The organism is Leifsonia sp. EB41, assembly GCF_041262565.1.
Classification (GTDB): Bacteria; Actinomycetota; Actinomycetes; order Actinomycetales; family Microbacteriaceae; genus Leifsonia.
Genome location: NZ_JBGCCJ010000001.1, coordinates 3,752,716 through 3,765,612, shown reverse-complemented (window position 1 = coordinate 3,765,612; position 12,897 = coordinate 3,752,716). Strand labels below are relative to the sequence as shown.

Sequence of the window (12,897 nt, the reverse complement as noted above, 5' to 3'; positions counted from 1 at the left end):
GAGCGGACCCGGATTGGCCCCTGAAGCCGGTGGAGAAGCTGAAAGCAGTCTATCGACGCGGCGCATGCCGCTTCGCCGTGTTACGGGACGCCTACGAGCAGCTGCCCTTGCTGTGCAGGAACTTCTCGTCCATCACGAAGTCGGACGCGGTCAACGTGACAGTGGCTCGATTCGGCGTCACGTGGATGTCGCTCACCTGCACGCCGTCCGGGAGGTACTGCGCAGCGCACAGCGGGAAGGGACCACTGGCCGTCAGCGCCTGGATCAGCTTGGTGATGCTCACGTTGCCCGACCCCGCGGAGACGGTGGCCTTGCCCGGGGTGAGAAGGACGGTGGTCCCGTTCGCCTTGGCGGTGGCGCTCACGGTGTAGTCGACGGGGAGGCCGAGCAGGTCGATGCTCCCGTCGTAGCCGAGCACGCCGTCGCCGAGCGTGATGTCGCCCTTCGCGCCGGGGATGGTGACGAGCTTGTTGAGCGAGTCCTGCGAGATGGTCAACGTGCCCGTGGCCGATTGGATCGGCTTGCTCAGGTCGGCAGGCACCCCTGTGGCGTGGATGGCCGCGCTCAGCGGGGCGCCGTTGACGGTCGCGTGCGGCGCCACGAGGTCCACATCCGAGAAGCTGCCCTCGAGGAACTGCGCCAGAACGGAGAAGCCGCCGATGTGCACGGTGACGTCGGCCTTCACCGAGGAGGGCAGGTTCTTCTCGATCTCGGCCGCGACCCGCTGCTCCGCGACCGCGCGCGTCACGGCATCGGCGACCACCAGCAGGAGGACGACGACCACGACCGGGATCACGATGCGCAGCAGGGTCTTCAGCCAGCGCGGGCGGCCACGGCGCGCGGGCGAGGTCGGACCTCCCGCCGGCGGCTGCGCGCCGGACAGGACCTCGGTGGACTGATCGCGGTGATCGCTCATGTCGTCACATCCGCTCCGGAGCGGACACCCCCACCAGCGCGAGGCCATTGCGGACGACCTGGCCGGTCGCGTCGTTCAGCCACAGGCGGGTGCGGTGGGCGTCGGTGACCGGCTCGTCGCCGTGCGGGAGCACGCGGGTCGAACCGTCGCGCACGGCGTACCAGGCGTGGTACAGCCCGGCGAGCTCCTCGACGTAGCGCGCGACCCGGTGCGGCTCGCGCAGCTCCGCCGCCTGGGCGACGACGCGCGGGAACTCCTGGAGGCCGCCGAGCAGCGCGCTCTCGGTCTCGTGGGTGAGCAGCTCCGGCTTGAACACGCTGCGGTCGACGCCCGTCTTGGCCGCGTTCGCCGCCACCGAGCGGGTGCGGGCGTGCGCGTACTGCACGTAATAGACGGGGTTCTCGTTGCTGCGCTTGGTGAGCAGGTCGAGGTCGATATCGAGCTGCGAGTCCGTGGAGGAGCGCACCAGCGAGTAGCGCGCGGCATCGACGCCGACGACGTCGACCAGGTCGTCGAGCGTGACGATGGTGCCCGCACGCTTGGACATCTTGACCGGCTCGCCGTCCTTCATCAGGTTGACCATCTGGCCGATCAGGATCTGGAGGTTGACGTGCGGCTCGTCGCCGAAGGCCTCCACCATCGCCATCAGGCGGCCGATGTAGCCGTGGTGGTCGGCGCCGAGCATGATGATGTTCTGCTCGAAGCCGCGCTCGCGCTTGTCGAGGTAGTAGCCGAGGTCGCCGGAGATGTAGGCGGGCTCGCCGTTCGAGCGCACGATGACGCGGTCGCGGTCGTCGCCGAAGGTCGTGGTGCGCAGCCAGATCGCGCCGTCCGCCTCGAAGATGTGGCCGAGCTCGTCCAGGCGCTCGATCGCGCGCTCGACGGCGCCCGACTCGTGCAGCGAGTCCTCGTGGAAGTAGACATCGAAGTCGACGCCGAACGCGTGCAGCCGGTCCTTGATCTCCTGGAACATCAGCTCGGTGCCGAGGCCGCGGAAGACCTCCTGCTGCTGCTCGCGCGGCAGGGCGGCCAGGTCGCCGATCTCCGGGTCCGCGGCGGCGCGGGTCGCGACCTCGGTCGCGATCTCGCCGATGTACGCGCCGCCGTAGCCGTCCTCCGGCGTGGCCTCGCCGAGGTAGGCGGCGAGGAGGCTGCGCGCGAAGCGGTCGATCTGGGAGCCGTGGTCGTTGAAGTAGTACTCGCGCGTCACGTCGGCGCCCTCGGCCTGCAGGATGCGGGCGAGGCTGTCACCGACGGCCGCCCAGCGCGCGCCGCCCAGGTGGATGGGGCCGGTCGGGTTCGCGGACACGAACTCCAGGTTCACCAGGAGGCCGTCGTAGAGGTCGCCGCGGCCGTACGCCTCGCCGGCCTCCAGGATCGTCTGGGCGAGCTTGCCCGCGGCCGCGGCCTCCAGGCGGAAGTTGATGAAGCCGGGGCCGGCGACCTCGGCGGAGGAGACGCCCTCGATGCCGGCGGCGCCCTCGGCGATCTCGCCCGCGAGCTCGCGCGGGTTGGCGCCGAGCCGCTTGGCGAGCCGCATCGCGACGTTGGACGACCAGTCGCCGTGCTCGCGGTTCTTCGGGCGCTCCAGCGGGATGTCCTCCGCCGTGATGGTGAGCTCCGGGATGCTCTCGTCGGCCTCGCGTCGGCGGCTCACCACGGTGGTCACGATGGCGAGCAGGGCGGCGGACAGGTCAGCGGGAGTCATGAAGAACTAGTCTAATGGCGCTCCAAGGCAACCCGTTCCCGCTCTTGATAGGGTGCGATGCGACACGCACCGGGACGACACGGAAGACGCACAAACCGCATGCAGCAGCACACAGCACGGACCCTCGCCGCCCTCGCGATCGCCGCCGCCGCCGTCACGCTCGTGGGCTGCACGCCAGCCGCGAAGCCGGACGCCGCCGCGACGTCGTCCGCGCACCCCGGCGGCTCGAAGGCCGACCCCGTCGCGACGCCCACCCCGACGCCGACTCCGACGCTGCCGCCGACGCCGGTCACGCTGACCTGCGACCAGGTGGTGACCGCCGACCAGCTCTACGCCTACAACCCCAACTTCTCGACCGACCCGGGCTACGCCCCCACCGACGGGACGCTGGAGAAGCAGGTCGCGGACTGGAAGGGCGTCACCTGCGCCTGGAAGAACCAGACCAGCGGCGACGTGGTGCAGATCGCCGTGGCGATGCCGCCCGCGGACAGGCTCGAAGGGCTCAAGAACACCGCGATCACCGTGGCCCAGCCGGTTCCCACCTACGGGACCCCGCCGCAGGTGGAGGGCTACTTCAAGCCGGGAACCGCGGGTCAGGTGCAGATCTTCCGCGGCAAGTACTGGGTGGTCGCCGAGTCGACCGCGTTCTTCGAGCCGGGCGACGCCGCGCCGCTGATGCAGAGCGTTCTGGGCAACCTCCCCGCGAGCTGAGCCGGGCCGCGCTGGACGGGCGCCGCGCGAAAGGATGCTAGCCTGGACGGGCACTCCTGGCCCCCATAGCTCAGGGGATAGAGCGTCTGCCTCCGGAGCAGAAGGCCGTAGGTTCAAATCCTACTGGGGGCACCGAAAGCATCGAGAGGGCCCCTCCCACGCGGGAGGGGCCCTCTGCTGTTCTCAGTGCCGTCGATGTGCTCAGGCGCCCCCGACCGCATCCCGGAGCGCGAAGACCCCGGGAGGCAACGGCGCCGCGAACAGCGCCGTCCCCGCGCACGCGCTCCCGCCGGCCGGCGGGCTCTCGCACCGGGAGGTCACCGCCCACACCGTGCCGAGCCCCGACGACTGCACGTCCTTCAGCCACGGGCCTCCGCTCGCGCCGTGGGTGAAGCCGCACGCGGCCCTGGCGTCGGGTGCGTAGCTGTTCACGCGCGTGGTGGTGACGTCGCAGCGCTGGGCGGTCTGCCCGGTGTAGGGCGCGAGCACGGGGTAGCCCCAAATCTGCGCGTTCGCCTGGACGTGTCCCGCCCCGGCCGCGACGGCGTTGCCGCCCACCCGGTTCGCGAGCTGCTGCCCTCCGCTGGCGGCGAGCCGGACGAAGGCGTAGTCGTGGTCCCACTTCTTGCTCTGCGTCCACTCGGCGGAGGCGCCCACCGCCGTGCCCGACCAGTAGCCGTGCGCGGACGGGCCGTTGTTCCAGCCGGGGGCGAACAGGAAGTTGCTGTAGTAGGCCTTGCCCGGCCCTCCGGGGTGCACGCAGTGCCCGGCGGTGATGACCAGGTTCTTCGTCGCGCTGTTGACGACAGTGGCGGTGCAGGACGTGTCACCGGTCGGCGTACGGAGGAACAGCCTCCCGACCGTGTGGTTGACGGTGGTGGTCGACCCCCAGCTCAGGGCCCGGCTGCCCGCAGGAGCCGGCGATACCTGGTCCGCGGGGAGGTCGGCCGGGAGCTCGGCCGCCGCCCGCAACCGCTCCGCCGACCAGTAGCCCTGCGGATCGATCACCGGCTCCGCCGCCGAAGCCGGCACCAGGCCTGCTGCCGTCAGTGCGGCCGCCACCGTGATCGCGGCCAGTCCTCGAGTGAGCGTACGCATCCTGTCCCCCTTCCCGCCCCTGCGTCCCCGCCGGACGCGACTGGGGAGCGGTCGTGTCCTTCGACGCTAGGGCGGGGAGGGGGCGGGCCGCGTCGGCCCGGGGAGGGTCGAGGGTCGGCCGCTACTCGGCGTCGAGGTCGGTCTCCAGGAGCACGACGAGCTCGTCCAGTGCGACCTCCGCACCAGGGGCCTCCGACTTCAGGGTGACGACGGTGCCCTTGCTGGCGGCGAGCCCCATCAGGGAGAGGATGCTGGCCGCGTTGAGGTCGGGGCCGTCGCCGGCGGCGATCGTCACCGGGATGCCCTTCTCCTGGACGGCTTTCACGAACAGCTTGGCGGGGCGGGCGTGGAGCCCGGAGGAGCTGGCGACGGTGGCGGTGCGCTGGGTCATGGTTCTCTTCTTCTGTGGTCGTGGGTGGTGACGGAGGTGGGAGCCGCGGTGCCGGTCAGGCGGCGACGGTCGCGGGGACGGGCTGCTCGGCCTCCACTGCGGCTCGGGTCACGATGCGGGGCGCCGCGAACCGCTTCAGACCGACCACGAGGAAGGCCGTGACGAGCGTCCCGGCCGCGAGCGCCAGGAGGAAGCCCCAGACCGGGTCGATCGCGAAGAACACGAAGATCCCGCCGTGGGGCGCACGCGATCCGACCCCGAAGGCCATCGCCAGCGCTCCGGCGACGGCGCCGCCTGCGAGGTTCGCCGGGATGACCCGCAGCGGGTCGGCGGCGGCGAACGGGATGGCGCCCTCCGAGATGAACGAGAGTCCCAGCAGCCAGGCGGCCGCTCCGTTCTCGCGCTCCACCTCGGTGAAGCCGCGGCGGTAGAGCACCGTGGAGGCCAGCGCCATCCCGAGCGGCGGCACCATGCCGGCGACCATGACCGCGGCCATGATGTGGAAGCTGGCGTCGGTCTGCGCGGCGAGGCCGGCGACCGCGAACGCATAGGCCACCTTGTTGACCGGACCGCCCAGGTCGAAGCACATCATCAGGCCGAGGATGACACCGAGGAAGATGGCGCCGGCGCCGGACAGGCCGTTCAGGAAGGCGGTGAGCTGGGTCATCAGCCACGCGATCGGCGCGCCCAGGATCAGCAGCATCAGGCCCGAGGCGATGATCGAGGCGCCGAGCGGGATGATCACGACCGGCATCAGGCCGCGCAGCCAGCGCGGGACGGCGGGGCGGCCGATCAGCCACGCGGCGTAGCCGGCCAGGAGGCCGCCGATCAGGCCGCCGAGGAAGCCCGCGTTCATGAAGACCGCGATGGCGCCGGCGACGAATCCGGGTGCGATGCCCGGCCGGTCGGCGATCGCGAAGGCGATGTAGCCGGCCAGCGCCGGGACGAGGAAACCGAGGCTCACGCTTCCGATCTCGAACGCTATCGCGCCGAGGTAGTAGCCGAGGCCTTCCGGCGGGAGGTTCCAGATCGCGAAGTGCGTCAGCGTGTAGACCGCGTTGTTCATGCCGGAGCTGCCGTGCGCGAGCGCGATGCCGTAGCCGCCGAGGAACGGCAGGAAGCTGATCGCGATCAGCAGGCCGCCGCCCGCGACGAACGGGATCATGTAGCTGACGCCGGTGAGCAGGATGCGCTTGAGGTTCGCGCCCCAGGAGAGGTTCGTCGCCGCCGATGCGGCGGATGAGCCGCCGGACGCGGTGACGCGGGCGCCGTTCGGGTCGGCCGCGACGGCGACGGCCTCGGCGATGAGCTGGTCGGGCTGCTCGATGCCGCGCTTGACGGTGGAGCGCACCACGGGCTTGCCGGCGAAGCGGGCCTCCTCGCGCACATCCACGTCGTTGGCGAAGATCACCGCGTCGGCGTCGTCGATGATGCTCTGCTGGATGGCCTGGTAGCCGCTGGAGCCCTGCGGCTCGACGGTCAGGGCGACGCCGTTCTTGGTGCCGGCGGCGGTGAGCGCGTCGGCGGCCATGAAGGTGTGAGCGATGCCGGTCGCACACGAGGTGACGGCGACGATGCGGGCCGGGCGGCCGTCGATGCGGAGGGCGGCGCCGGCCTCGGGTGCGGCGCCGGCGGATGCCGCTGCGGCCTTCGTCGCAGTGCTCGCCTCGCCCTCGCCGATGGCCTCGTCCACGAGCGCCACGACGTCCTCCGGGGTCCTCGCGGCCCGCAGTCCCGAGGTGAACTCCTCGGTCATCAGGCTGCGCGCGAGCTTCGACAGGACGGCGAGGTGGGCTTCGGCCGCGTCCGCCGGCGCCGCGATCAGGAACACGAGGTCGGCGGGACCGTCCGGTGCACCGAAGTCCACGCCGGGCTCCAGCCGCGCGAACGCGAGCGTCGGAACGGTCACCGACGGGCTCTTGGCGTGCGGGATGGCGATGCCGCCGGGCAGGCCGGTCTCGTCCTTCAGCTCGCGGGCCCAGGCGTCCGCGTACAGCGCGTCGGCGTCGGTGGCGCGGCCTTCGGCGACGACGCGCGCGGCGAGTGCGCGGATGACGTCGCTCTTGTCGCCGGCCGCGCCGTCGAGGCTGACGAGTGCGGGGGTGATGGTCTTCAGTGACACGGTGTCCTCCAGGTCGGGGGATGAACTCCGGGGAGATTGGTTCCGGGGGGTTCGGGGTTCAGGGATGGAGTGCGGCGACCTTGAGGTCGCCGGTGGGCAGGTCGGCCGGTCGGGGCGCCTGGGTGCCGGGCAGCGAGGCCGCGGCCGAGCCGTAGCGGATCGCGTGCACGAGCCGCTCGGAGGGGGTGGCGCCGGCGACGTCGGCCAGCAGGAAGCCGGCCAGCGCGCTGTCGCCTGCACCGACGGTGCTCCGCACGCGGATGCGCGGGGCGTCGGCCACGAAGCAGCCGTCGGCGGTCACGAGGACGGAGCCGAGGGCGCCGAGCGTGACCAGCGCTGCGCCGGCCTGCTCGGGGACGAGCGTGCGGGCGACGGCGAGGACCGCCTCCGGGAGCTCGCCGGACTCGCAGAGCTCTCCGGACGTGAATGGGGACCCGGTGAGCTCGGCGAGCTCGTCCTCATTGGGCTTGATCAGGTCGGGGTGGCCGTCGAAGACCGCTGCGCGCAGGGCCTCTCCCGACGTGTCCACCGCGATCAGCGGGGCGGCGTCCGCCCAGCGCTCGCGCACGGCGTGGATGACGGTCACGTAGAAGTCGTCGCCGGCGCCGGGCGGCAGCGAGCCGGCGAGCACGAGCCACCGGGCGCCGGCGCAGGCCTCGACCACGGCCTCCACCAGCGCGGCAGCGTCTGAAGCGCCGAGCGCCGCGCCGGGCAGGTTCAGCTTGGTGGTGGTGCCTGCGGGGTCGGTGATGGTGAGGTTGGCGCGCGCGTGGCCGTGGATGGCGACCGTGCGGACGGGCACGGCGGCCGAGCGGAGAACGATGCCGAACGGGTCGTCGGCGGCGAGCGGGAGCACGGCGAGCGCCGGCACTCCGGAGGCGGCGACGACGCGCGCCACGTTGATCCCCTTGCCGCCGGCGTCCTCGCGCGACGACGCCGCGGACTGGACCTCGCCAGGACGCAGCGGGGCACTCAGCGTGACGGCCCGGTCGAGGGACGGGTTGGCGGTGAGGGTGACGATCATGCCTGCACGACCTCGACTCCGGCGGAGGCCAGCGCGTCGGCGAGCTCGCCGTCGGGCGCACGGTCGGTCACCAGCACGTCCACCGCGTCGAGCGGCGCGAACGAGACGAGCGACTCCTGCTGGAACTTGGTGGAGTCCGCGACGACGACGACGCGCCGCGCGGCCCGGACGATGGCCTCCTTGACGGCGGCCTCCTCCGGGTCGGGAGTGCTGAGGCCGAAGCCCGCGGAGACGCCGTTGACTCCGACGAAGACGATGTCGGGCCGCAGCGACTCGATGGAGCGGACCGTCGCCGCGCCGACCGCCGCGGCGGTGACCCCGCGGATGCGGCCGCCCACGACGGTGAGGGCCACCCGATCGGCCGCCGCGAGGGCGGGAGCGAGGGTGAGCGAGTGGGTGACGACTTCCGCCTCTCCCCCGGTGGCGGACAGCCGGGCGGGCAGGAGCTGGGCGACGGCCGCAGTGGTGGTGCCGGCGTCGAGGTAGAGGGAGCCGCGGAAGCCGTCGCCGAGGACGTCCAGGGCGCGGGCGGCGATGCGCTGCTTGGTGTCGGCGCGGAGGCCGGTGCGCTCGAAGACGGAGGCCTCCGCGGTGCTCACGCGCTCCAGGGCGACGGCGCCGCCGTGCACGCGGCGCAGGGCGCCCGCGGTCTCCAGTGCGTCGAGGTCGCGGCGTACGGTCTCGGTGGTCACCCCGAACCGCTCGGAGAGCTCGACCACGGCGACGCGGCCCTCCTCGAGCAGCAGCCGCTCGATCAGCTCTTGACGCTCCGTTGCATACACCCGAGACCTCCTTTGGTTTCCCACACATTACAACACGAAACCACATTCAGCAAGAGGATTCTTTGTGGTTGTTTCTGTGTTTTCGTGCGGCCGTGTGGGAATCGCGGCGCCACGCGTCGAGAGCACGTCACCTCCCGCTACAGTCAGGCCAGCCGACGCGACGCGTCGCATGAGGGGAGACACATGGACGAGTCCGAATCCGTTGCAGGCCAACCGTTCAGCCCGGCCGCAGCGGCCCAGCCGGTTCAGCGCCTGCCATTCAGTCAGTTGGCGATCTGGGGCTTCGTGGTCTCGTGCGTGAGCCTGTTCGTGTTCGGGTTCATCGGCGTCCTCGGCGCTGCACTCTCCGGCCGCGGGTTCCGAGCGGCGGCGCAGGGTCGTGCACGCGGCAAGGGGCTGGCGATCGCCGGCATGATCATCGGGGCGGCCGGGTTCGTGTTCTGGGCGGTCGTGTTCATCGCGTCACAGTTCAAATAGTCGGCGAAGAGGTGCGTCGGCTGCGCAGAAAAGAGACCGAGAGATGAGCGCTGACACGACGGGGGCCGGATCTCGGGGACGGTTACTGGCGACGTTGGCTCCGCAGAGCGTCGGCTTCCGGACCGGGATCGCTCCTGTCAACGTCGGCTGGCCGTTCCCGCGGAAGCTTGAGGTTTACGAGAACGGGATCCTGGTGAGCGGCCTCGGGTCATCCGCGTGGATCCCCCGTGCTTCGATCGTCTCCGTGCACCGTGGCCCCGGGAACATCCAGTGAAGTGGGAGCTGGGTGGTGGTACCGGATCGGCGACCATCGCCAGTTGGTTCCGGATCAGCCAGGTTCAGTCGGCTCTGGAGAGCGCGGGGTACAGCGTCCAGCCGTAGCGAGGCTGGGGCGGTCGGTCTGACACTGTGCGGTTCAGGGCCTACAATCCGAGCGCTGTACGCCACGTACAATCGTTCGCGGAATGGATTGCTCGTACTTCGACGCCGGCGTGTGCCGCTCGTGCACGCTGATGGGCGTCCCCTACGCCGAGCAGCTCGCCGGCAAGGACCGCCACTCGCGCGAACTCCTGGCGCCGTTCGGCGACGCGGTCTGGCTGCCGCCGGTCGCGAGCGCCGAGTCCGGGTATCGGAACAAAGCCAAGATGGTCGTCTCCGGCACGGTGGAGGCGCCGACCATCGGCATCCTCGACGAGGCGGGACGCGGCGTCGACCTCCGCGAGTGCGGGATCTGCGCGCCGGGCGTCCGGGCTGCGTTGCCCGTGCTCGCCGACTTCGTGACCCGTGCCAGGATCGAGCCGTACAGCGTGCCCGACCGCCGCGGCGAGCTCAAGTACGTGCTGGTGACCCTCTCCCCCGACGACGAGCTGATGGTCCGGTTCGTCGTCCGGTCGGAGGAGTCCGTCGGCCGCATCCGCGCGCGGCTGCCCGAGCTGCTGGCCGCGCTCCCGGCCGCGCGGGTCGTGACCGTGAACCTCCAGCCGGAGCACAAGGCGGTGGTGGAGGGCGAGCGCGAGATCGTGCTGACCGCGGAGTCGTCGCTCGTGATGCGGGTGGGCGGCATTCCGCTGCGGCTGCGTCCGCAGAGCTTCTTCCAGACCAACACCGCCGTCGCCGAGGCGCTGTACGCGCAGGTCGCAGCCTGGGTGGACGAGGTGTCGCCGGCGAGCGTGTGGGACCTGTACTGCGGGGTCGGCGGCTTCGCCCTGAACGTGGCGGCGCCGGGCCGGCTGGTCGTCGGCGTGGAGACCAGCACGGAGGCGGTGCGGAGCGCCCGCGCGACGGCCTCCGCGGCCGGGCTTCCGCTGGTGGCGTTCCGGGCGGGAGACGCGACCGCGTTCGCGCTGGCGGCGAAGACCGCCCCGGAGCTCGTCATCGTCAACCCGCCGCGGCGCGGAATCGGAGCGGAGCTCTCCGGCTGGCTCGAAGGCTCCGGCGTTCCGAGCGTGGTGTATTCGAGCTGCAACCCGAAGAGCCTCGCCCACGACCTGACGCGGATGCCGTCGTACCGCATCCGCACGGGCCGCGTGCTCGACATGTTCCCGCAGACCGGGCACCAGGAGGTCGCGGTGCTGCTCGACCGGGTCTGACGGCCGACCGCACCCACTGCCCCGAAACGGCACGAGGCCCGCGTCGGGAAGACGCGGGCCTCGCTGCGATGGGACGGGCTCAGCTCGCCGCGGCCTCCCGGCGCGGGAGCTTCCAGTCCGGGCGGGCGAAGTGGCAGGTGTAGCCCCACGGGATGCGCTCCAGGTAGTCCTGGTGCTCGGGCTCGGCCTCCCAGAACGGTCCGGCCGGCTCCACCTCGGTGACGACCTTGCCCGGCCAGAGACCGGACGCGTCCACGTCGGCGATGGTGTCCTCGGCGACGCGGCGCTGCTCGGCGTCCTCGTAGTAGATCGCCGACCGGTAGCTGGTGCCGACGTCGTTGCCCTGGCGGTTCTTCGTCGACGGGTCGTGGATCTGGAAGAAGAACTCGAGCAGGTCGCGGTAGCTGACCCGCTCCGGGTCGAACTCGATCTCGATCGCCTCGGCGTGGGTGCCGTGGTTGCGGTAGGTGGCGTTGGGCACGTCGCCGCCGGTGTAGCCGACGCGGGTGCCCACGACGCCGGGGCGCTTGCGGATGAGGTCCTGCATGCCCCAGAAACATCCTCCGGCCAGGATGGCCTTCTCGGTCGTCATCAGTGGTTCTCCTCGTTCTCGTTCTCGTCGTTCTCGAAAAGGTGGCGGTAGTCGCCGTAGCCCTGCTCGTCCAGCTCGGCGAGCGGGACGAAGCGGAGTGCGGCGGAGTTGATGCAGTAGCGCAGGCCCCCCGCCTCGGCGGGCCCGTCGTCGAACAGGTGGCCGAGGTGGCTGTCGCCGTGGGCGGAGCGCACCTCGGTGCGGACCATCCCGAAGGTGCGGTCTCTCTTCTCGACGATGTTGCCCGGCTCCACCGGCACGGTGAAGCTCGGCCAACCGGAACGGCTGTCGTACTTGTTCACGGACGCGAAGAGCGGCTCCCCCGACACGATGTCGACGTAGAGCCCCGCCTCGTGATTGTTCCAGAACTCGTTGCGGAAGGCGGGCTCTGTCGCCGCCTCCTGGGTGACCGCATACTGCGCGGGGGTGAGCCGCGCGACGGCGTCCTGGCTCTTGCGGTAGTCCTGTGTCACGTTTCCTCCTGAGTGCGGCGAGCGCTGGCTGCGGCGCCGTCAGTAAGGAGAACAGCGGAAGGCGCCGGGATGGTCCCTGGGTTGCTGTGAGTTCGCTGAGGGGCTTTGCCCGCTGGGGCTAGGCCCGCTGGAGCTAGGCCCGCTGGGGGCTACCCCTGTTGCACGATGCGGTCGATCGCAGCCTCCACCCTCGGCCAATCGCCGACCGCCTGCCGCGCGGACACCCGGAGCCGCCGGTGTCCGAGCTCGGCGAGCGTGGCATCCCTCAACCGGTCGCGCTCGAACGAGCCTGCGTCGCTGTGGAACGCATACCCGTCGATCTCCAGAAACAGCTCGCCGTCGATCCGCATGTCCACCCGGCCGACGCCGCGCACGTGCACCTGCTGCTCGACTCTGCGCCCGCGCCGCTCCAGTCGCTGCCGCACGAGCGACTCGACCCCGGAGTCCGAACCCGCCCGCGCGAGCGCCGCCCGCTCACGCGCCGCCCTCGGCGCCGCCTCCAGGATCCGCCGCAGTCCGGATGGGCTGACGAGCCCCGCTGTGAGCGCCGTGTCGAACGCCGCGACCGCCGTCTCCTCGTCCGCACACCGCGCCACCGACCGCAAGCAGTCGCCGAGCGACACCCGCCACAGCTCGGGATGGTCCTCGGCCGGCCGCCAATGGCAGACGAAGCCAGGCGGCGCTCGGCGCGACTGCGGCGACAGCATCACGTGCGTCCGCCGATCCGAGCCGGACCAGAGCCCGTAGCTGGCGCAGGCCGAGACGCACGACAGGCGCGCTCCCGCACGGACGGCCTCCAGCGCCACTCCGTCCAGGAGCGGAGAGACGTAGACGCCCTTCCGCACGCGATCCACTGCGCCGCCGCGCACCGCGCGCTTCAGATCCTCCGGTGTGGCGCCCGCCATCCGGAGCTGATGGGTGGTGGCCGCGCCACCGAGTTCTCTGAGCCGATTCATCCAGGTCATGGATCGATCCTGGATGTGGGAGGGCGCGGATGGGGCGCGTCGCCCGAAT

The 12,897-nt window shown here is 71.5% G+C and carries 13 protein-coding genes and 1 tRNA gene; 4 read left to right on the top strand and 10 right to left on the bottom strand.

What is annotated here, in order from left to right:
- Positions 1-91 precede the first annotated feature (91 nt).
- Both ABH923_RS18550 and argS read right to left on the bottom strand, forming a co-directional pair.
- Positions 92-916 carry a DUF2993 domain-containing protein gene (locus ABH923_RS18550; protein ID WP_370056872.1) on the bottom strand — a complete coding sequence of 275 codons (825 nt, stop codon included), beginning with the start codon at positions 914-916 and terminating at the stop codon, positions 92-94.
- A 4-nt stretch (positions 917-920) separates the two neighbouring features.
- Positions 921-2,624, bottom strand: a complete 1,704-nt coding sequence (gene argS, locus ABH923_RS18545; RefSeq protein ID WP_370056871.1) for an arginine--tRNA ligase — start codon at positions 2,622-2,624, stop codon at positions 921-923.
- Between the two features lie 99 nt (positions 2,625-2,723).
- Here argS and ABH923_RS18540 point away from each other — a divergent pair, with 99 nt between their 5' ends.
- The gene (locus ABH923_RS18540) at positions 2,724-3,335 is read left to right on the top strand and encodes an iron ABC transporter ATP-binding protein (RefSeq protein ID WP_370056870.1); all 612 of its coding nucleotides are present in this window, start codon (positions 2,724-2,726) and stop codon (positions 3,333-3,335) included.
- Between the two features lie 59 nt (positions 3,336-3,394).
- Positions 3,395-3,467: transfer RNA gene (locus tag ABH923_RS18535), tRNA-Arg, on the top strand.
- Between the two features lie 69 nt (positions 3,468-3,536).
- Here the strand turns inward: ABH923_RS18535 and ABH923_RS18530 are convergent.
- The 5 genes from ABH923_RS18530 to ABH923_RS18510 all read right to left on the bottom strand — a co-directional run bounded on the left by ABH923_RS18530 (position 3,537) and on the right by ABH923_RS18510 (position 8,752).
- A complete protein-coding gene (locus ABH923_RS18530; protein WP_370056869.1) occupies positions 3,537-4,433 on the bottom strand; it encodes a serine protease in 897 nt (298 codons plus the stop codon).
- A gap of 121 nt (positions 4,434-4,554) precedes the next feature.
- On the bottom strand, positions 4,555-4,824 hold the full coding sequence (locus tag ABH923_RS18525) for an HPr family phosphocarrier protein (RefSeq protein ID WP_370056868.1): 270 nt from the start codon (positions 4,822-4,824) through the stop codon (positions 4,555-4,557).
- A gap of 55 nt (positions 4,825-4,879) precedes the next feature.
- Positions 4,880-6,946: a fructose-specific PTS transporter subunit EIIC gene (locus ABH923_RS18520; protein ID WP_370056867.1), complete on the bottom strand. Its 2,067-nt coding sequence runs from the start codon at positions 6,944-6,946 to the stop codon at positions 4,880-4,882.
- A gap of 58 nt (positions 6,947-7,004) precedes the next feature.
- Positions 7,005-7,970 carry a 1-phosphofructokinase family hexose kinase gene (locus ABH923_RS18515; protein ID WP_370056866.1) on the bottom strand — a complete coding sequence of 322 codons (966 nt, stop codon included), beginning with the start codon at positions 7,968-7,970 and terminating at the stop codon, positions 7,005-7,007.
- Entirely contained in the window at positions 7,967-8,752 is a 786-nt protein-coding gene (locus ABH923_RS18510; RefSeq protein WP_370056865.1) for a DeoR/GlpR family DNA-binding transcription regulator, read from the bottom strand. The genes ABH923_RS18515 and ABH923_RS18510 overlap by 4 nt, the downstream gene beginning before the upstream one ends.
- Before the next feature lie 183 nt (positions 8,753-8,935).
- Here ABH923_RS18510 and ABH923_RS18505 point away from each other — a divergent pair, with 183 nt between their 5' ends.
- Together ABH923_RS18505 and rlmC are read left to right on the top strand one after the other, a co-directional pair.
- The gene (locus ABH923_RS18505) at positions 8,936-9,229 is read left to right on the top strand and encodes a DUF4190 domain-containing protein (protein WP_370056864.1); all 294 of its coding nucleotides are present in this window, start codon (positions 8,936-8,938) and stop codon (positions 9,227-9,229) included.
- A 464-nt stretch (positions 9,230-9,693) separates the two neighbouring features.
- Positions 9,694-10,818, top strand: a complete 1,125-nt coding sequence (gene rlmC / locus ABH923_RS18500) for a 23S rRNA (uracil(747)-C(5))-methyltransferase RlmC (protein ID WP_370056862.1) — start codon at positions 9,694-9,696, stop codon at positions 10,816-10,818.
- 79 nt (positions 10,819-10,897) lie between these two features.
- Here rlmC and msrA read toward each other — a convergent pair whose 3' ends face one another.
- From msrA to ABH923_RS18485, 3 genes are all read right to left on the bottom strand, one after another.
- On the bottom strand, positions 10,898-11,410 hold the full coding sequence (gene msrA, locus ABH923_RS18495; RefSeq protein WP_370056861.1) for a peptide-methionine (S)-S-oxide reductase MsrA: 513 nt from the start codon (positions 11,408-11,410) through the stop codon (positions 10,898-10,900).
- A complete protein-coding gene (gene msrB, locus ABH923_RS18490; RefSeq protein WP_370056860.1) occupies positions 11,410-11,883 on the bottom strand; it encodes a peptide-methionine (R)-S-oxide reductase MsrB in 474 nt (157 codons plus the stop codon). Before msrB ends, msrA begins: the two co-directional genes overlap by 1 nt.
- 149 nt (positions 11,884-12,032) lie before the next feature.
- Complete coding sequence (locus ABH923_RS18485) at positions 12,033-12,848, bottom strand: hypothetical protein (RefSeq protein ID WP_370056859.1); 816 nt, start codon at positions 12,846-12,848, stop codon at positions 12,033-12,035.
- Positions 12,849-12,897 lie beyond the last annotated feature (49 nt).